Source organism: Novosphingobium rhizosphaerae (genome assembly GCF_050920675.1).
GTDB classification, from domain to species: Bacteria; Pseudomonadota; Alphaproteobacteria; order Sphingomonadales; family Sphingomonadaceae; genus Novosphingobium; species Novosphingobium rhizosphaerae.
In genome coordinates this window covers 3,180,493-3,199,062 of sequence record NZ_CP137861.1, presented here as the reverse complement: position 1 = coordinate 3,199,062, position 18,570 = coordinate 3,180,493, and the positions used below count along the sequence as shown (strand labels likewise).

18 protein-coding genes and 1 pseudogene are annotated in these 18,570 nt (G+C 67.0%); 8 read left to right on the top strand and 11 right to left on the bottom strand.

Annotated features, from left to right (window positions below):
* Positions 1–181 precede the first annotated feature (181 nt).
* A complete protein-coding gene (locus R9J51_RS14590; protein ID WP_432787514.1) occupies positions 182–508 on the top strand; it encodes a hypothetical protein in 327 nt (108 codons plus the stop codon).
* The gene (locus R9J51_RS14585; protein ID WP_432787513.1) at positions 496–705 is read left to right on the top strand and encodes a Rid family hydrolase; all 210 of its coding nucleotides are present in this window, start codon (positions 496–498) and stop codon (positions 703–705) included. The genes R9J51_RS14590 and R9J51_RS14585 overlap by 13 nt, the downstream gene beginning before the upstream one ends.
* Before the next feature lie 37 nt (positions 706–742).
* Here R9J51_RS14585 and R9J51_RS14580 read toward each other — a convergent pair whose 3' ends face one another.
* The gene (locus R9J51_RS14580) at positions 743–1,660 is read right to left on the bottom strand and encodes a response regulator (RefSeq protein ID WP_168555094.1); all 918 of its coding nucleotides are present in this window, start codon (positions 1,658–1,660) and stop codon (positions 743–745) included.
* Positions 1,660–3,135, bottom strand: coding sequence for an ATP-binding protein (locus R9J51_RS14575; RefSeq protein WP_179504861.1), 1,476 nt, complete (start codon positions 3,133–3,135; stop codon positions 1,660–1,662). Before R9J51_RS14575 ends, R9J51_RS14580 begins: the two co-directional genes overlap by 1 nt.
* Positions 3,136–3,591: 456 nt before the next feature.
* Here R9J51_RS14575 and chrA point away from each other — a divergent pair, with 456 nt between their 5' ends.
* On the top strand, positions 3,592–4,941 hold the full coding sequence (chrA, locus tag R9J51_RS14570) for a chromate efflux transporter (RefSeq protein WP_179504860.1): 1,350 nt from the start codon (positions 3,592–3,594) through the stop codon (positions 4,939–4,941).
* Positions 4,942–4,948: 7 nt separating this feature from the next.
* Here the strand turns inward: chrA and R9J51_RS14565 are convergent, their stop codons facing one another.
* Positions 4,949–6,091, bottom strand: a complete 1,143-nt coding sequence (locus R9J51_RS14565; protein ID WP_168555091.1) for an MFS transporter — start codon at positions 6,089–6,091, stop codon at positions 4,949–4,951.
* Between the two features lie 139 nt (positions 6,092–6,230).
* Between R9J51_RS14565 and R9J51_RS14560 the strand changes: the two are divergent.
* Positions 6,231–7,134: pseudogene (locus tag R9J51_RS14560) on the top strand (LysR family transcriptional regulator).
* Positions 7,135–7,206: 72 nt separating this feature from the next.
* On the opposite strand, the gene R9J51_RS14555 reads toward R9J51_RS14560, so the two are convergent.
* From R9J51_RS14555 to R9J51_RS14545, 3 genes are all read right to left on the bottom strand, one after another.
* Positions 7,207–7,935 (bottom strand): hypothetical protein, encoded by a 729-nt coding sequence (locus R9J51_RS14555; protein ID WP_179504859.1) that lies wholly within the window; start codon positions 7,933–7,935, stop codon positions 7,207–7,209.
* A 108-nt stretch (positions 7,936–8,043) separates the two neighbouring features.
* A complete protein-coding gene (locus tag R9J51_RS14550) occupies positions 8,044–8,403 on the bottom strand; it encodes a S8 family serine peptidase (RefSeq protein ID WP_432787511.1) in 360 nt (119 codons plus the stop codon).
* 2 nt (positions 8,404–8,405) lie between these two features.
* Positions 8,406–9,293 (bottom strand): hypothetical protein, encoded by an 888-nt coding sequence (locus tag R9J51_RS14545; RefSeq protein ID WP_432787510.1) that lies wholly within the window; start codon positions 9,291–9,293, stop codon positions 8,406–8,408.
* 106 nt (positions 9,294–9,399) lie between these two features.
* Between R9J51_RS14545 and R9J51_RS14540 the strand changes: the two genes are divergently transcribed.
* The 3 genes from R9J51_RS14540 (at position 9,400) to R9J51_RS14530 (ending at position 10,978) form a co-directional block, all read left to right on the top strand.
* Positions 9,400–9,864: an RNA polymerase sigma factor gene (locus R9J51_RS14540; protein ID WP_168555090.1), complete on the top strand. Its 465-nt coding sequence runs from the start codon at positions 9,400–9,402 to the stop codon at positions 9,862–9,864.
* Positions 9,861–10,565 carry an anti-sigma factor gene (locus R9J51_RS14535; protein ID WP_179504858.1) on the top strand — a complete coding sequence of 235 codons (705 nt, stop codon included), beginning with the start codon at positions 9,861–9,863 and terminating at the stop codon, positions 10,563–10,565. The genes R9J51_RS14540 and R9J51_RS14535 overlap by 4 nt, the downstream gene beginning before the upstream one ends.
* Before the next feature lie 71 nt (positions 10,566–10,636).
* A complete protein-coding gene (locus R9J51_RS14530; protein ID WP_179504857.1) occupies positions 10,637–10,978 on the top strand; it encodes a DUF2322 family protein in 342 nt (113 codons plus the stop codon).
* A gap of 78 nt (positions 10,979–11,056) precedes the next feature.
* Here R9J51_RS14530 and R9J51_RS14525 read toward each other — a convergent pair whose 3' ends face one another.
* The 4 genes from R9J51_RS14525 to R9J51_RS14510 all read right to left on the bottom strand — a co-directional run bounded on the left by R9J51_RS14525 (position 11,057) and on the right by R9J51_RS14510 (position 16,698).
* The gene (locus tag R9J51_RS14525; RefSeq protein ID WP_179504856.1) at positions 11,057–13,342 is read right to left on the bottom strand and encodes a TonB-dependent receptor; all 2,286 of its coding nucleotides are present in this window, start codon (positions 13,340–13,342) and stop codon (positions 11,057–11,059) included.
* A gap of 64 nt (positions 13,343–13,406) precedes the next feature.
* The gene (locus tag R9J51_RS14520) at positions 13,407–14,651 is read right to left on the bottom strand and encodes an MFS transporter (RefSeq protein ID WP_179504855.1); all 1,245 of its coding nucleotides are present in this window, start codon (positions 14,649–14,651) and stop codon (positions 13,407–13,409) included.
* Positions 14,652–14,731: 80 nt separating this feature from the next.
* Entirely contained in the window at positions 14,732–15,793 is a 1,062-nt protein-coding gene (locus R9J51_RS14515; protein ID WP_432787509.1) for an LLM class flavin-dependent oxidoreductase, read from the bottom strand.
* Positions 15,790–16,698, bottom strand: coding sequence for an aldo/keto reductase (locus R9J51_RS14510; protein WP_179504853.1), 909 nt, complete (start codon positions 16,696–16,698; stop codon positions 15,790–15,792). Before R9J51_RS14510 ends, R9J51_RS14515 begins: the two co-directional genes overlap by 4 nt.
* Before the next feature lie 30 nt (positions 16,699–16,728).
* Between R9J51_RS14510 and R9J51_RS14505 the strand changes: the two genes are divergently transcribed.
* Entirely contained in the window at positions 16,729–17,817 is a 1,089-nt protein-coding gene (locus R9J51_RS14505) for a Gfo/Idh/MocA family protein (RefSeq protein WP_179504852.1), read from the top strand.
* 10 nt (positions 17,818–17,827) lie between these two features.
* On the opposite strand, the gene R9J51_RS14500 is transcribed toward R9J51_RS14505, so the two are convergent.
* Entirely contained in the window at positions 17,828–18,544 is a 717-nt protein-coding gene (locus R9J51_RS14500; protein ID WP_218843483.1) for a DUF3313 family protein, read from the bottom strand.
* Positions 18,545–18,570: the final 26 nt, after the last annotated feature.

Sequence of the window (18,570 nt, the reverse complement as noted above, 5' to 3'; positions counted from 1 at the left end):
GCCCTCGCTTGCCGGCGCCGCTTTTTGCAGCTGCCGGGCTTGATCGCGGCAATGGAAGGCAAATCAGCGGGATTGCCCATACGCTGATTGTCGTATCACGCGTTGCCGGGCAGGCATTAGGATGGCGCCCGGTAGGGGGCAGCCGCCCCTGGCACGCCATCACTTCTTGCAAGGATATGCCATGTCATTTTCCCCCGGCTTTCGCACGCGCGCCCTTGCCGCCCTTGGGTTTGCCGCCGCGGTGCTGGCCCCCATGGCCCCGGCCCACGCGCAGGTCACCAAGCTCCAGGCCGACCCCAAGGCACTGATTCTCGATGGCGCAGAGGTTGCCGCCGGGACCGACCTGTTCTTCCTGTCGGGGCAATTGGCCGCGCCGGTCGATCCGAAGAAGACCTTTGCCGATGTGAAATCCGTCGACGATCTGGGTGATACCAAGACGCAAACGATCAGCGTCCTCACCAAGATCAAGGCCCTGCTGGAAAGCCGGGCTACAAGATGTCGGACCTGATCAAGCTGACGCTGTTCGTGGCAGCCGATCCCAAGACCGGACACATGGATTTTGCCGGCGCCAACGAAGGCTTCAAGCAATTCTTCAAGACGGCGGACAATCCCACCACCGTGGCGCGATCCACGTTTCAGGTGGCGGCGCTGGCCGGCCCCTATTTCCTGATCGAGATCGAGGGGATCGCTGCGCGCAAGAAATAAGCGCACGCGGCGCGGCGTGCCGGCGCGTGGTTCGCGATCAGGGCGTGAGGGCCTTGATCGCGATCGCCGCGGCCGCCGCGCGCGTTTCGACACCCAGCTTTTCATAGATGCGCTCCAGGTGCTTTTGCACGGTGCGCGGGCTGATCACCAGAACCTGGCTGATATCGGCATTCGACTTGCCATAGCTGATCCACAGCAGGACTTCGGCTTCTCGCTCGGTCAGGCCCAGCCGGGTCTGCAACTGGCGCGCATCGACCTGGGGATTGAGTTCGTTGAGGCGGATCAGCACTTCGTTTTCGCGATAGTGCGCGATGAGCACCAGTTCGAGCGCACCTTCGCCCTGCTCGATACGCAGGCTGCTGCCGGTTTCGGTCTTGGCCAGCAGGCGTCCGACGCTCTGGCGCAGTTCGTCGGGCAATTCCGGCTGATCGCGGCGCCATCCCGGCGCGATGCGGTTGATCGCCTGTTCCGCCAGCGGCGTGCACCACAGCAGGAAGCCGCTGGTATCGGTGGCCATCATCAAGCGCCCGGTGGCATCCAGACTGGCCGTGCTGGCCTGCACCGCGCGGGCATGACCCAGGTGCACGCGCACGCGCGCCAGCAGTTCGTGCACGTTGATGGGCTTGCGCACATAATCCACGCCGCCCACCTCGAACCCTTCGATGACGTGCTCGCTTTCGGTCAGTCCGGTCATGAAAATCACCGGCACGTGCGCTGTTTGCGGATTGGCCTTGATGCGCGCGGTGGTTTCGAAACCATCGATGCCCGGCATGATTGCATCCATCAGCACCAGATCAGGCGTGATGTGTTGCAATAGGTCGAGCGCGGTCTGGCCTGCGGTGGCGACCAGCACCTGGATGCCGCCGGCTTCCAGCGTGTCGGTCAACAGGTGCAGGGCGGCCGGCTCGTCATCGACCACCAGCACGGTGTCGCGGCGGACTTGCTGGTGCTCCATCAGTATTCGTCCAGCATGCGGGCAAGGCCTGCCATGTCGAACCGGTCGAGCCGGGCATAGAGCCTGGCAATGAGGTCTCCGGCTTCGGGCGCTGCCCGTTCCAGCGCGGCAATCTCTCCGGCAATGGCGCGGGCATGGCCGATACGCAGGAATTCGCGCAGGCGTTCGACGTGGGGCTGGGCTGCCGACGGCAAAGCAGTGGCGGGTGCACGGCGCTGCAGGGTGGGTGCGATATCCTCGCGTTCCCATTCCAGGCCCAGTTCCTGGCCGATGGCGTCGATCAACCGCCCGATTTCCACCGGCTTGACCAGGAAAAGGTCATGCGGGGCGGCCGCATCGCTGGCGGTCTGTCCATCCGGGCCATGCCGTTCGTGGGCGTTGGCCGAAAGCATGACGATCCGAACGGCATCAGCAAAGCGGTCACGCAGCCGTGCCGCAGTTTCCCAGCCCGAGCAACCCGGCATCTGCACGTCCAGCAGCACGAGATCGAAGCGCTGGCCGTTGCAGAGCGCCAGCGCGGTTTCGCCGCCGGGGGCCACCGCCACTTCAAAGCCCACGTCGTTCAGCGCCTGGCGCACGAAAGCCAGCTGTTGCAGATCGTCATCGACCACCAGGATGGTGCGGCGGCGCCCCGTATAACCGGTGATGCGCCCCGGACGCGGCCCCGTGTCACCAGGCACCCACACCTTGGGCAACATCATCCGCACGCGAAAGCAACTGCCTGCGCCCGGCGTGCTGACAAGGTCGAGATCACCGCCCAGGATATGGACGATTGCGCGCGTGATCGGCAGGCCCAGGCCAAAGCCATTGGTCGATCCGGCCTGGGCCACACCGCGTTCGAATGGCGAAAAGATCCGCTCGCGCTCTTCGGCGGAAATCCCGGGGCCGCTGTCTTCCACTTCGAAACGCGCGACCTCGCCCGAATGCACGACACGCAGCACCACCCGGCCACGGTCGGTAAACTTGATGGCATTGCCCAGCAGGTTGATCAGCACCTGGCGCAGCCGTTTCTGGTCGGTGCGGACGAATTCCGGCAGGCCCTGCGGCGCTTCGTAATGGAACGCCAGACCCTTGGCTCTGGCGTCTGGCTCGAACATGCGGACCAGCTGGTCGAGGAAGGCCGGCAGGCGCACCACATCGCGGGCCACGCGGGTCACCCCGTTTTCCACCAGGGAGATGTCGAGCAGCCCTTCCACCAGATCGATCAGGTGTTCGGTGCTGCGCAGGATCACCTTGGCCGCCTCGCGCGGATCGACGCCGGATCGGCGCTCGATCAGTTGCGCATAGCCATAGATGATGTTGAGGGGCGCGCGAATTTCGTGGCTGACGTTGGCGAGATAGCGGCTCTTGGCCGCGTCGGCCGCGCGGGCCGCGTCACAGTCGCGCTCCAGGTTGGCCACCAACTCGGCATGGCTGCGGGTGTCTTGCGGGGCGGCGGTCGGCGGCTTGCGCAGATGACGGGCGGTTTGTGCCATCAAGGCGTTGCCGATCGCTGCGGGCCTTGCGTCCCGTTCGGGTACAATCGTTTGCCACCCGCAGCGCAGCAAAGGCGTGCCGGAGAAACCGGTTCAGGCGAAAGCCAGTTCGACATTGTGTTTACGACCCCCAGCACGCTTCGTGTTCGATTGCGCCGCTCCGCCAAGTCTGCACTGGAAGATATCCGCTATCAAGGCCGATCGTAGGTCGGAACGGATGGTTTTCGACGCAGTGCAGCAAGTCTGCGGCGAAGTACTTGGCGGGCAAGGGCATTGCCGCGATCGGCGCGCGCGTCACAATGTCGCTGAAGCGGTTGCATCCCGGCTTGTCATGCCGCCGATTACGCGGTTAAATCGGCATACCGGGACTGGGGCGGGCCTCCCGGACAGGCGCTAGCCCAAGCGTTGCCATTATTTGCCTGCCGCTGGCGGGCGCGATGGCGTTTGGGGAAAGCGATGACGATACGGCATGACGGGGTGGCTGCGCGCGAGGAGGCCGCTTTGCCGGGTACACCCACGTTCGGCGAACTCGTGCGGGTGGCCGCGCGTATCGGTTGCCTCAGCTTTGGCGGGCCAGCCGGGCAGATCGCCCTGATGCACCGCGAACTGGTGGACGAGCGGGGCTGGATCGACGAGGCCCAATTCCTCCATGCGCTGAACGTGTGCCATTTGCTGCCTGGTCCTGAGGCACAGCAACTGGCGATCTGGATCGGTTGGAAGCTGCACGGCGTCCGTGGCGGGCTGGCGGCCGGGTTGCTGTTCGTGATCCCCGGCGCGCTGGTCATCCTTGCCTTGTCGATGGTCTATGGCTTTGCCGCGCGCGTGCCGTGGTTTGCCGCGCTGTTCCTGGGGATCAAGTCTGCGGTCCTGGCGATCGTGGTCCAGGCGCTGTGGCGCGTGGCGGCGCGCGCGCTCGATACCGGGTTGAAACGGGGTATCGCGTTCACCGCGTTCCTGGCTTTGGCCCTCGGCAATGCGCCTTTCCCAGCGGTGGTCGCTCTGGCAGCGCTGGTCGGCGCGATGGTTGCGGCATGGCGGCCGGCGCTCTTGGCGATCAAGCCGGCATCGCCAGCGATGGCGCACACGCCGATGCCGTGGCGGGCCAGCGTGACGGCGGCCGTGGTGGGCGCCGCGGCATGGGCCGCCCCGATGCTGCTGATCCTGGCAACGCTGGGCCGGGGGCATGTGCTGTGGCAGATCGGCGCCTTCTTTTCCCGGCTCGCGGTGGTCACGTTCGGGGGTGCCTATGCGGTGCTGGCCTATATGGCGCAGCAGGCGGTCACCGGCCATGGCTGGCTTTCCGCCGGGGAAATGGCCGATGGCCTGGGACTGGCGGAAACCACGCCGGGTCCGCTGATCATGGTCACGCAGTTCGTGGGATACCTCGCCGCGTTCCGGGCGCCAGCCCCGTTCGGCCCGGTCATGGCTGGTATCCTGGGCGCGCTGCTTACCACCTGGGTCACGTTCGTGCCGTGCTTTCTGTGGATCTTCGCCGTGGCGCCATGGCTTGAACGGCTGGAGCATGCCCGCCGGTTGAAGGGCGCGCTGGCGGCGATCACGGCGGCGATCGTGGGCGTGATCGCCAACCTGGCACTGTGGTTCGGGCTGCACGTGCTGTTTACCAGAGGCACGGCGGCGCGGCTGGGCACGGTGTCGGTCGCCTTGCCCGATCTTGCCAGCCTGGATTGGCGCGCCGCCGCCCTGGGGACCCTGGCGGCCTACCTGCTGTTCCGCCGGCGTTGGAGCGTGATGACGGTCCTGCTGGCCTGCGCGGCGGGTGGCCTTGCCTTGGGCATGCTGCCCTGATCGGGCGTCAGCGCTTGCGGCTGGTGAAGAGGATCGCCACCAGCCCAAGCGCCGAGGTGGCCGCGCCGGCCAGCGCGATCACCGGATAGCCCAGATCCAGCGCGATGACCCCGCCACCCAGCGCCGCGCCCAGGGCATTGCCCAGGTTGAAGGCGCCGATGTTGACCGACGAGGCCAGGTGCGGCGCATCGGCCGCTGCGCTCATCACCCGCACTTGCAAAGGCGGCACCAGGGCAAAGCTGGCCACGCCCCACAGGAACACGATCACCGCCGTGGGCCAGGCAAAGGGCATCAGCAGGGCAAAGGCGATCAACACGGCGGTCAACGCCGCCAGCGTGACGATCAGCGTGCGATCGACCGAGCGATCGGCAAACTTGCCGCCCAGCCAGTTCCCCACGGTAAGACCCACGCCATAGGTGACGAGCATGGCAGTGATGAAGCCCAGCGAGGCGTGGGTGGCGTTGCGCAGGATCGGGCTGATATAGGTGAACACGGTGAACATCGCGCTCGATCCCACGACCGTCAGCGCCAGTGCGCCCAGCACTTTGCCACGCATCAGCACGCGCAGTTCGGCCATGGCGTTGCCGTCGGTCTCGGCCGGCAGGGGTGGCAGGGTGAAGCGCAGCGCGGCCATCATCGCCAGGCCGAGTGCGGCGATCGCCCAGAACGGCGTGTGCCAGCCCACGTTTTCACCCGCCCAGGTGGCGAGCGGGACGCCCACGACGTTGGCGATGGTCAATCCCATGAACATCGTGGCGACGGCACCGGCCTGGCGCTGCGGCGGCACGAGGCTGGCCGCGACCACCGATCCCACGCCAAAGAATGCCCCGTGGTTGAAAGAGGTGACCAGCCGCGCCACCAGCATCATGGTATAGCTGGTGGACAGCGCGGCCAGCAGGTTGCCCAGGGTGAAGATGCCCGCCAGGCCAACCAGCAGCGTGCGGCGCGACACGCGGCCGGTAGAGAGCGTCATGATCGGCGCACCCACCACCACGCCCATGGCATAGGCGCTGATCAGCAGGCCAGCGGCAGGGATCGATACGCCAAGCCCCGTGGCAATTGCGGGCAGCAGGCCCATGGGGGCAAATTCGGTGACCCCGATGCCAAACGCACCCAGGGCCAGGGCCATCAGCCCGGCATTCCATTTCATCGCGGTGATCCTGATCTTTTTGCGGCGCGCGGGCGCCTTGCCAACAGATGCACAGATGGACCAGAGTAGCGGCTCTGTTTAGAGCGTGCCCACGCGAAGGATTTGTGCATTGAACGCAAAGATCGAGGCCGGTGCTGGAATGGACCGGGCGCGCGAGATGGCGCTGTTTGCCGCCGTGCACGATCATGGCAGCTTTTCGGGTGCGGGCAGGGTGCTTGGGCTCAGCCCATCGGCGGTCAGCCGGGCGGTCGACCGGATCGAGGCGCGGCTGGGCGTGCGGCTGGTGCTGCGCTCCACCCGCGCCCTGACGATGACCGCCGAAGGCCTGGCCTATCTGCGCGCGGCGCGTCGCATTCTCGCGGATCTGGACGAGGCCGAGCAGCAGATCGCCGATCGCGGCACGCCGCGCGGTCGCTTGCGGGTGAGTGCGGCGCTGTCGCACGGGCGCCTGTGCGTCGTGCCTGTGCTGGGCGGCTTCGTGCGCCGCTATCCCGATGTGCTGGTGGACATTGCGCTGACCGACACGCTGGTTGACGTCGCCGCCGGAGAGGCCGACGTGGCCATTCGCTTTGGCCCCTGGCCGACAGCACGCTGACCGCGCGCAAGCTGGGGGCGAATGGCCGCGTGATCGTCGCTTCCCCGATTACCTCGCGCGACAGGGCATGCCGCAGGTGCCCGAAGACCTGCTGGCGCACAACTGCCTCAATTTCAACTTCCGCCGGGCAGAACCGACCTGGCCATTCCGCCGGATCATGGCGGATGGCATGGCGCACGATTTCGCGCTGGAAGTGCACGGCACGATCGTGGCCAACAATGGCGAGACGCTGGGCGATCTGGCGCAGGCCGGCATCGGCATTGCCCGCGTCGGCACGTTCAGCGTGGCGCAGGCCCTGGCCGAAGGGCGGCTGGTGCCGATCCTGGAAGACTTCAATCCCGGCGACGAGGAGCAGATCCACGCGATTTTCGTGGGCGGCGGGGCCACGCCGGCGCGGGTGCGGGTGTTTGTCGATTACCTGGTGGAAAGCCTGCGCTCTCCGCGATGAAAGCAGACGCGCGAAATCCCGGCGTGCAGGCGCACGCCGGGATCGTTAGCCAGGTGGTTAAGGCCGGTTCGCTTAGCGGTTGGCCGAAGCAGAGCCGGTGAGCGACCCGCTGGCGCTACCACTGGCCGAGCCGCCCACTTGCGAAGCGGCCGAGGTCGCCTGGTTCGCGGCGTTGCGCGCCGTGCTCGAAGCGGTGCTGGCCGCGCCCTTTGCCTTGCTGGCACCGTTGGCAGCGGCATTGCCGGCGGTGGTGCGGGCCTGCGCCACACGCTGGGTCGCCGTGTCACGCGCAGCAGTGGCGGTGTCGGTGGCGCGGCTGGCGGTCGTGCTCGCGGCACTTTGGGCGCGCGTGGTTGCGGTGCGGGCCGCGCTGCTCACCTGGTCGGTGCCGATCGCCTGCGCGTCGGCGCTGCCGCCCAGCGTGCCACTGGCACTGCCGGTCAGTGACCCGGCAACCGAGCCGGCGGGGGCGGTCAGGTTTTGGCTTGCCGAACCGTTGGCGCTGCCGCTGGCGGTGCGATCGGCATGAACCTGGCCATTATGGCGGTTCACCTTGGCATGGCCACTGGTGCTGCCCGTGGCATTGCCGCTGCCGGTGGTGGTGGAGCGGACGCTGTCGAGCGTGGACGCGCCGTCCAGCGTATTGCCCAGCATGCCGCCGCCAATGGTGCCGCCCATCACGCCGCCGACGGTTCCGCCCAGGCCACCGCCAAGGCCGCCCCCGCCACCCAGCAACTGGGCATGGGCCGGCATGGCCACGAGCGTGCAAGCGATAAGCGAAGTGGCAAAAATCTTGCGCATGGTGAGATCCTTTCCTGACTGCGAGATCGCCGGTGCTCCGTACGATCCCTTTGTCCTGAAAACGGACCCCCGATTGGATTTAATCCATCGCCTGCAAATTTTTTCGCATTACCGACAAATCGTGCACAACAGGCCCCGGCCGTATTGGGCGTCCGGGCCACGTGGGCCCAGGTCGATCGCTTCGCGATCCAGCGCCTGGGGCAAAGCCGCACGGGCATCGCGCGCCGCAGCCACGCGTGCGGCCACCAGTGGCGCTGCAAACGACGTTCCGCGCACCGGCACCCATCGGCCACGCGCGTCGGGCGCGCGCATGCCTGCGCCGGGTGCGGCGTAGTCCAGGTGCAGCGCGCGGCCTGCCTCGATCAGCGGGCGATTGCGCGCGTCAACGGCGGTCACGGCCAAAACGCCGGGATAGCTTGCCGGATAGGCGGGTGGCGCGGCGGGGCCGTCGTTGCCCACTGCCGCCACGATCACCGCCCCTGGCGCAGCGCGGCGGCAACGGCCCGGCCGAGCACGGGATTGGCCGGTCCCACCAGGCTGATCGTCACTACGCGCACCTGCCGCCCGATCAGCCAATCGATGGCCCGGGCAATGGCCAGCGCATTGCCGCCCGCCGGGCCACGGCCATACACGTCGGCGGCCGCCACATGGCGCACGCCCGCGCGGGCCAGCAGCCCGGCGACCGCGCTGCCGTGATCGGATGACGCCGGTGCGCCGAAGGCAAAGCCCTGCAGTGCATCCACCGGTTGGGCGGGGGCGCCGTCGATCATGCCCACCGTGGTCTGCAAGGGCGGCAACGCCGGCGCCCCGCCGCTGGCGCGTGTTGGCGCAGCCGATGCGGCAGGAAAATGAAGCACATCGCTGGCGATGCTGGCGCCGGGCAGTGCCTTGCTCAACATCGCCTGTGCGCGCGCCAACGGCATTCCGGTGGGTACGGCCAGCCGCGTCACGTCCAGGTCCAGCGCGCCCAGCCGTTCCTGCCCCAGCACCGCAAAGCCCAGGCCACGCGCCGTTTCCAGCATCGCGGGATCGGGCGCCATGACCAGCAACTCGCCCTTGCGCGCCGGGTTGCCGTCCAGATCGCGTTCCACGGTCGTGGGGTTTTGCCGCAGCAGGCGGGCAACCCGATCGACCCTGGCCTGGGCCAGCGTGGTAACAGTCTGGGCAACGGAAGCGCCGACATCGTCGAGCGTACCGTCCAGCGCGCCGGGCACGCGCTCCAGCCCCCGGCGCGCGCTATCGGCCAGCGGATCGAGCGTGTTGCCGATGCCGGGCAGTGCCACCTGGGCCGGCGCAGGGGTCGCCAGCGGCGCCGACAGGGCGAGTGCACAGAACAGGGCAGGGACGATCGGGCGCAAGAGAGTTTCCCAACTGGGCGGAAGTGCCTATGGATGAAACGAGCGACATCGTTCGTTCTATCCATGGAAAAAGGCAAGAACGCTGGCCGACCGCTTTGAAACCGACATGCTGGCCCTGTTGCCCCGGCTGCGCCGGTTTGCCACAGGCCTGGCGCGCGATGCGGCGCGGGCCGATGATCTTTGCCAGATGACCGTGGAACGCGCGCTGCGCAGCCGCCAGCAATGGCAGCCGGGCAGCCGCATGGACAGTTGGATGTATCGGATCATGCGCAATCTGTGGATTGACGAGGCCCGCGCCGAAACGCGCCGAGGGCAGACCTTTGTGGACGAGGATGCCGGCCTGGCCGTGGGCGCGGACGGCGGCCAGGAAGCGCGCGCCGTGCTTTCCGACATTGACCGCGCCATGGCTCGCCTGCCCGACGAACAGCGCGAGGCGGTGTTGCTGGTGATGGTCGAAGGCTGGTCGTACAAGGAAGCGGCCGAGATCGTCGGCTGCCCGGTCGGCACGCTCAATTCGCGATTGGTGCGCGGGCGCGACGCCTTGCTGGCGATGCTGGACGACGGGCAATGAACGTCTCGCCCGAAACGCTGGCGGCCTATGCCGACGATCAGTTGCAGGGCGCCGAACGGGCAGACGTGGAACGCGCCGTCCTGGCCGATCCCGATCTGGCCCGCCAGGTGGAGCGGCACCGCGCGCTCAAGGACCGGCTGGCCGCACACTATGCCCCGGTGATGGCAGCACCGCTGCCCGATGCCTTGCTCACGGCCTTGGCGCAAAGCCCGGCACCCGTGGCAGACCTTGCCGCCGCGCGCGCCCGGCGCAAGCGGTGGCTGGGCTGGGGTGCCGGCCTCGCGCTTGCGGCCTCGCTAACCCTGGCGGTGGTCTTGCCGCGCGGCGGTGGGGATGGTGCGTTACCCGGCTACGCCGGTGGCCCGCTGGCCAGCGCCCTGGACACCCAGCTGTCAGGCCAGGCCCCGGCCGGCGCGCGGTTTCGGGTGGTAATCAGCTTTGCCGATGCCAGCGGCGCCTTGTGTCGTGGCTATGCCGGTGGGCAGGGCAGCGGTATTGCCTGCCACGATACGCGCGGATGGAAAGTGACGCGGGAGGTAGGCGGCGCGCCAGGCGGTGCGGACGCGGGCGATGCCGCCTATCGCCAGGCGGGCAGCGCCGACGCGGCCCTGATGGCCTTGGCCCAAGACATGGCACAGGGCCCGGCGCTCGATGCGCAAGCCGAGCAGGCGGCGCGGGCCAAAGGGTGGCAGCAACGCTGACGCGGGCCCGGCGGGTTGCCGCCCCGGCAAAGCGCGTTATGGGGGCCGCGATGCAACAAGGACCAAGCACCATGCCCCGCCCGATCGAACCGGCCACCACGTTCAAGGATAACCTCGCCCTGCTGCCGCCGATCACCGGAGTGGAGCGGGTCGACCTGATCGACGCCGCCGGCGCGGTGGTGGACAGCATCCCCAACCTGCCCGGCAAGCAGGGCTCGCTCGCCATCTATCACTATCTTGGGCAAGTGTTCGGCGGCTTGGATCAGGCGGCCGCGGCCCATGGCCTGGCGCTGTTTGCCGAACACACCAGCGATGCCCGGCAAAATCCCGGCGCGCATCCCAATGTCGATCGTCTGCTGGCGATTGCCGCCGGTGGCGCGCCGCTTGGCATCGTCGCCATCCCTGCCGCCTGACCGCGGCAAGGGATTTCCATGCAAAAACCCGCCCCGCGCACATGGCGCGAGGCGGGCATTTCGCCAGGATGGCTGCGATCAGAACGTCTTGCGCAGCGTCACCCCGCCATAGCGCACGTCGTCGCGCGGCACATAGCGGACGATGCCGGCCACCCCGCCATTGACCAGGTAGCTGGCATAGTGGGTGTTGGTGATGTTCTTGACATAGGCGCGCACCTGCCAGCCATCGTCGCTGCCCAGCAGGGCCACGCTGCCGTTCCAGATCGCATAGGCCGGCTGGATCGTGCCGGGCGTCTGCGTGAGCTGGTACTGCGTTTCGCTCTTGAAGGCGATGTCGCTCTGCAGTTCCAGGTCCACCGCCTGCGTCAGGGCAAAGCGATAGGCCGCATTGGCGAACAGCTTGACCTTGGGCGCGAAGGGCAGCGGCTTGCCATTGATGTCACAGCTGGCGGGCAGGCCGGCCGGGCAGTTGAAGTTCACCACCTTGGCATCGTCATAGGCGGCCGACAGATCGACGGTGAAGCCCTTGGTCGGGACCAGCGTCACGTCGGCCTCGATGCCTTGCGAGCGCACTTTGCCGGCGTTGATCAGGCGCGTCACCGACGTGCCGTTGACCAGATCGGCCACGTTCGCCTGATAGTTCTTGAACGTGGTGGTATAGGCGGCGATCGCATAGCGGACCGAACGGTCGGCCGTGCTGCCCTTGATGCCCACTTCGAACGAGTCCGAGGTTTCGGGCGCGAGCGCGATTTCGTCGGTCGCCTGCATGTTGAAGAAGGCGTTGTAGGCCGGGCCCTTGTACCCGCGCGACCAGGTGCCATAGACCTGCGCATGGGGGCTCACGTCCCACTGCAGGCCCAGGCGCCAGGAATCGCCCCGCGTGGAGGTGGAGCCGTTGCTGTTGTGATAGGCGCGGATGCCCGACACGGCCAGCGCGCTGTTGCCGGTGTTGTTCGGATCGTTAGTCGACGTGCGAACGTGGTAGTACGAGAGCTTGTCCCAGGTGGAACGATAGCCGGCAATCGCGCGGAAGCTGCTGGTGAAGTTGAGGTTGGCTTCGCCGAACAGCGCGTAGTTGTTGGCGCGGATGCCATAGTCGGCCACGCCCGTCGTCACGCCCGAGGTGCGCGTCAGATCACGCTGATAGCGCTCGTCGGTTTCCGCGCGCAGAACATAAGCGCCAACGACATAGTCGATCAGCTTGCCCTTGGGCGACGTGAGGCGCAGTTCCTGCGAGTACTGGTTGGTGTTGACGTCGCCATGGTCCTCGCTCTGGGCCTGCACGGCGGGGCTCGCCTGCGTGGCATCGAGGTCCTGGTGCTGGTGGTTCTTCCATCCACGCCAGGCCGTGATCGAGGTCAGCTTATAATCGCCCAGCGAAAGATCCGCGGTAAGCGAAGCGCCGAAATTCTCGTCGCGCACGTCGGTGTTGAAGCTGGTTGCGGCGGTGCGGTTGGCCGGGCCGGCGGTAATGCCATAGCCATTGAGGATGCCGACCAGCGTGGGCGAAGGGGTGACCGCGTTGGTGGGATAGGCGATCTGGCTGGTGTTGGCATAGACGCCGTTTGACGTGGTGTCGTAGCTGTGCAGCCAGTCCCCGGCGAGCGTCAGCGTCAAGGCGTCGCTCGGGCGCGCCTCGATCTTGCCGCGCAGGCCATAGCGCTCATAGCCGTTGACCTTGTCCTTGGTGACGGCGTTCCACACGTTGCCCTTGTAGTTGGCATAGAGCCCGTCGATGCGCGCCGAGACCGTGTCGGTCAGCCCGCCGGTCACGCCCGCCTTGACGCGGTATTCCGCATCGGTGGTGGCACCGCCTTCGACATAGGCGTGGAACTGCTGGCTGGGCGCGGCGGTGACGATGTTGATCACGCCGGCCGAGGCGTTCTTGCCGAACAGCGTGCCCTGGGGCCCGCGCAGCACTTCGATCCGCTCCACTTCGCCCACGTCGAGCGTGGCCTGGCCCGGGCGATTGAGCACGACGCCATCAAGCACGGTGGAAACCGAGGATTCGACGCCCGGCGAGGTGGTGATCGTGCCCACGCCGCGAATGAACACGGTGCGGTCCTTGTTCGAGGCGCCGCTACGGAAATCCACGGTCGGCACGCTGGCCGAAAGATCCTGCAGGTTGTGGATGCCGCGATCGTTCAGCGATTGCCCGCTGACCGCGCTGATCGCGATCGGAACCTGTTGCAGGCTTTCATTGCGAAACCGCGCGGTAACCACGATCTCGCCAGGCGCCGGGGCGTTGGCTTCTGCCGGTGCTGGCGCCGGGGCGGCATCCTGGGCAAAGGCGGCGGCGGACGGCACGACCAGTGCGCCGGCCAGCAAAAGGGCGCGGCGATGCGACACGGAAAACTGGGGCATTGATTTCTCCCTTGAACGCCGCCGCGCTATATTCAACTGAATAGGTAGAGAAGAAACTTTTTCTTTAGTGCCCCAACGCAATGCCCGCTTCGCCGTTCTCCACCGGCACGATGCGCGGCATGGTCAGGCTGATCCAGCCCAGCGCGAGCAGGTAAGAGACGGCGGCAAAGGCGAAAAGCGGGCCATATCCCAGCCCCGCAGCCAAGGTTAGGCCGGCGATCTTGGTGATCGCGGTGCCGCCCAGATTGCCGCAAAATGCGGAAAAGCCGGTCACGCGCCCGACGCGTGCCCGCGGTGTCACATCGGCGATCAGGCCAAACAGGCTGGTGGAAAAGCCTTGGTGCCCGGCCAGCGCCAGGGCCAGGACGGCTGCCGCGCCCCAGGCGCCCGGCATCAGCAAGGCGAGCGGTACGGGCACAACCACCAGCGCGGAAACCAGCATGATCTGCTTGCGCACTTTGTCGATCGGCTTGCCAGCGCCGATCCAGCGGCTGGAAACCGTGCCCGCCAATACCGAACCCAATGCCGCCCCGGCATAGGCGAGCGCCAGCGGCGGACCCAGTTCGGTGCCGGCCAGCCCGAACGCGCGGTGGAAATAGTCGGGCATCCAGAACAGCATCAGGAACCATGTGGCGTCGGACAACACCTTGGCCCCAGCAATCGTCCAGGTGCGCGCCTCGCGCCACACAGGCAAGGGATCAGCATCGCCAGCCACCATGCGCGGCGCATCGTCGAAATCGACCCCACGCGTTGCCAGCCACCAGGCCAGCGCCCAGACCAGGCCCAGGCCGCCTGCGACCACAAAGGCCGCGCGCCAGCCCCACAGCGCGGCGACCAGCGGGATTGCCAGCGGCGCCAGGATCGCGCCGATGGAATTGACCGCGTTGGACAGGCCAATGCCGGTGGAGCGTTGCTCGGGCGGAAAGATCGCGGCCATGGTCTTGATCCCGGCCGGCGTGCCCATCGCCTCGGTCATGCCCAGGCCAATGCGGCAGGCCATGAACCCGGCAAAGCTGCGCGCCCAGCCGTGGGCCATCGCCGCAAGCGACCACGCCGCCACGCCAAAGGCATTGGCCCGCCGCACGCCCAGCCGATCGACCAGCCAGCCGGCCGCCAGAAAACCAAACGCGGCGCCGGCCTGAAACAGCGCGGCCAGCGTGCCGTAATCGTCGTCGGTCCAATGCAGGTCGGCCGCGATCGTGGGCTTCAACACCGCGATGATCTGGCGATCGACCAGATTGAGAATGCCGGCCGTCAGCGCCAGGAGGAACAGCAGCTGGCGGCGGCGAGGGCTGAGCAGGGCAGTCATTGGCGGGCGGCACTCCTTTGCCAAGCCTGTTAGGGGCTGTGGCAAGGGAGTGCCAGAAAGTTCAACTTTTGAAGTAGAGATTAAAACGGCGCATGGTCGATATGCGGCAGCACATGGCGGGCAAACAGGTCCGCCTCGCGCGCATGGGGATAGCCCGAGAGCACGAAAGCCTCGATTCCCGCCGCGCGATAGGCATTGAGCTTGGCCAGGACCTGATCGGGATCGCCCACGATGGCCGCGCCGCAGCCCGACCGTGCCCGGCCGATGCCGGTCCACAGGTTGTCTTCGACATAGCCGTCGCTGGCCGATGCCTCGCGCAGGGCGGCCTGCGCCTGCACGCCCACCGATTGCGAATCGAGCGACTTGGCGCGGATCGCGGCGCCTTGCGCTGCGTCCAGCTTGCTCAGCAGGCGGTCGGCGGCTGCGCGTGCTTCGCTTTCGGTCTCGCGCACCACCACGTGCACGCGATAGCCGCAGCGGATGGTGCGGCCATGGCGCGCGGCGCGGGCCTTGATGTCGGCCACAGTCTCTTTCACTGCGTCCATCCGGTCGGGCCACATCAGATAGACGTCACAGCCCTTGGCCGCCGTTTCGCGCGCGGGTTCGGACAGACCGCCAAAATAGAGCGCGGGCACCCGCGGCGCCTGTTGCAGCATGCGCGGTGCATCGAGCTTCAGGTTCCAGAACCGCCCCTGGTGATCGAGCGGCTGCCCGGCCAGCAGCGTGCGCAGGATCGCGATCGCTTCATCGGTGCGTTCATAACGGGCCGCGCCATCCAGCGTCTCGCCCGGCAGGTCGCTAGAAATGATGTTGACCGTCAACCGGCCGCCCAGGATCTGGTCGATCGTGGCGATCTGCCGCGCCAGTTGCGCCGGCCACAATTCGCCCACGCGCACCGCCATCAGCAGCTTGATGCGGCGCACTTGCGTGGCGATCGCGGCAGCAAAGGCAGTGGTGTCGATGCCCAGGGCATAGCCGGAGGGCAGCAGGACGTTGTCGAACCCGCCTTCCTCTGCACCCATCACGATGTTGCGGCAATGCTCCCAGCTGGATTGCAGCATGGGGTCGCTCTGACCCAGGTATTCGTAATCGTCATCGCAAAGCGCTGAAAACCAGCTGATTTCGCACGGATTTTGTGTCACGGCATCGGTTCCCCACGTGAGGCTGCCAGCACCGCGTACCATTCCCCGCGCGTCCAGTTCACCTTGAACGCATCGCGCAGGGCCGCAATGCGGCGCGGTTGCTGCGATCCGACGATGGGCACGATTCGCGCCGGATGCGCCATGATCCAGCTCAAGGCAGCCGCGCTGGCATCGGTGCCATGGGCAGCGCCTTGCTCTGCCAGCAGCTTGCCCACCGGGTGCGTCGCATCGGTCAGTCGCCCACCGCCCAGCGGCGACCAGGCCAGCACGGCCATGTCGCGTGCCATCGCCTGGTCCAGCGTGCCGTCATAAAGCGGGGCAAAGCGCGCCGCCGAATATTCCGGCTGGGTGGAAACCAGCGGGAAGGGCAGGAACGCCTGGAGTGCATCGACTTCGGCCGGGCTGTAGTTGGAAACGCCCACGTGGCGCACTTTGCCCGCTTCGACCATTTCCACCAGCGCTTCGGCCACTTCGCGCGGATGCGTGAGGAAATCGCGGCGATGGATCTGGTAGAGATCGACATAGGGCAGGCCAAGCCGGGACAGCGAGGCGTCGATCGCGCTGCGCAGGTAGTCGCGTGTCGAATCATAAGGCTTGCCCAGCCAGATGCCGCCCTTGGTGGCGATCACCATGCGCGCGCGCCACTGCGGGTTGGCGGCCAGCGCCTTGCCGAACAGGGCCTCTGCCCCGCCAAACCCGACGGGCGCATCGCAGCCATAGATGTCGGCCGTGTCGAACAGCGTGACGCCGGCTTCCAGCGCGGCTTCCACGCGCTCGGCAATCAGGCCCAGATCATCCTGGCCATCGGGGCTGGCCAGCCGCCACATGCCCCAGGCGATCGGAAAAACAGCAAGTCCGCTCTTGCCGAGCGCGACGGGTTCGGTCTTTAGGCTGAGGTTCGTCATGGATGGCGCCATGGCACAAGGAGCTTTCGGATGGTAGAGAAACTGCGTTACGGCTTGGTCGGCACCGGCATGATGGGGGTGGAGCATATCCACAATATCAAGCTGTTGCCCGACGCCGAAATCGTGGCCATCGCCGACCCGGAAGCAACCTCGATCGACTGGGCACGCCAGGCGCTCGGCGAGAAGGCCGATGGCGTGGCCGTTCACGCCGATGCGGCCAGCCTGATTGCGGCAGGTGGGCTCGATGCGGTCGTCGTCGCCTCGCCCAATTTCACCCACCGCGCCGTGCTGGAGCCGCTTTTGGCCAGCAACGCGGCGATTCTGTGCGAAAAGCCGCTGTGCACCACCATGGCCGATGCACGCTGGGTGGTGGAGCAGGCCGCTGCCCGCAGCGCGCCGTTCTGGACCGGCATGGAATACCGCTTCATGCCGCCCGCTGCTGCCTTCATCGACGCGATCCACGGCGGGCAGGTGGGGGGCCTGCGCATGCTCTCGATCCGCGAGCATCGCTTTCCGTTCCTTGTCAAAGTGCGCGACTGGAACCGTTTTTCGGCCAAGACCGGCGGCACGATGGTGGAAAAATGCTGCCACTTCTTCGACCTGATGCGCCTGATCACGCAGAGCGAACCGGTGCGTGTCTATTGCTCGGGCGCGATGGACGTGAACCACGTGGACGAGCGCTATGACGGCGCCTGCCCCGATATCATCGACAACAGCTTCACCACGGTCGACTTCGCCAATGGCACGCGCGCCATCCTGGACCTGTGCATGTTTGCCGAAGGGGCCGAGCACCAGGAGGAAATGAGCGCCACGGGCGACAAGGGTCGTCTCGACGTGCTGATCCCGCCGGGGGACCTGGTGTGGTCGCCGCGCGTGCCGTGGCCGGGGCCCAAGGCGGTGGAACGCCGTCACGTGGCCGTGGACGAAACGGCGTTGGCTGCTGGCTCCCACCACGGGTCGACGTTCTACCAGCATCAGGCCTTTGCCCGCGCCGTGCGCGGCGAGGGCGAGGTTCTTGTCACCGCGCACGATGGGTTGATGGCCGTTGCCATCGGCACCGCTGCTGAAATCAGCGCCCGCGAACACCGTGCGGTCGACATGGCCGAAGTGCTGGGCTGACGGCTGCGGTTCAGGGCTGCGGAGCGCGGAAGGTGGGGGCGATCGCCTCGTCGTTTCCGGTGATGCGCCGGGCGAGCGCTTCCGCGCCCTTTTCGATGCCCTTCTCGGCCGCTTTCATCGGGCCGAAACTGGCACCGATGTTCATGGCCGCGGGGTATTGCCGGGTCACTTCGGAGCGCAGCAGCTGGCCCGACCGGGCGTCGCGAATTTCCACGGCATAGACCACCGCGCCAGAAACTATGCCTGGCTTGCCGCGCAGCCCTTGCAAGGCGTTGTAAGGCCCTCCGGCAAGATCGAAGTGCGAGAGCGTGCCGATCACCGGCGGCGTGGCACTGGCGCCGGTCAGCGTCAGGTGGATGCGCAGGGTATCGGGGGCAGGTTGCGTCACGATCGTGAAATCGCGGGCCAGCCGGGTGGTGAAGCGTTGCTGCATCACCCGCGCGAGATAGGCTTGTCCCTGCGAAGGAATCTTGCCGAACTGCGCATCAGGTCCGTCGTAGATCTCGACAGGGTCGATGATCACGCGGTGATACTGGCGCCAGTTGACCGGAACGGCAAAAACATAGGGTGTGCGTCCGTTGGCGTCGTCAGGCGTGGGGCGCAAATAGGGCGTGGATCCCAGGTGTGAATAGGCAATCGGGCGTGGGCCGCTGCAACCGGCCAGCGAGAGTGCCGCAAGCACGGCGGCCATCGCCGCCAGCCACGGGGAAATGGGGCGTTCGTTCATGGTGGGTTTCCTTGATTGTGCGCCGG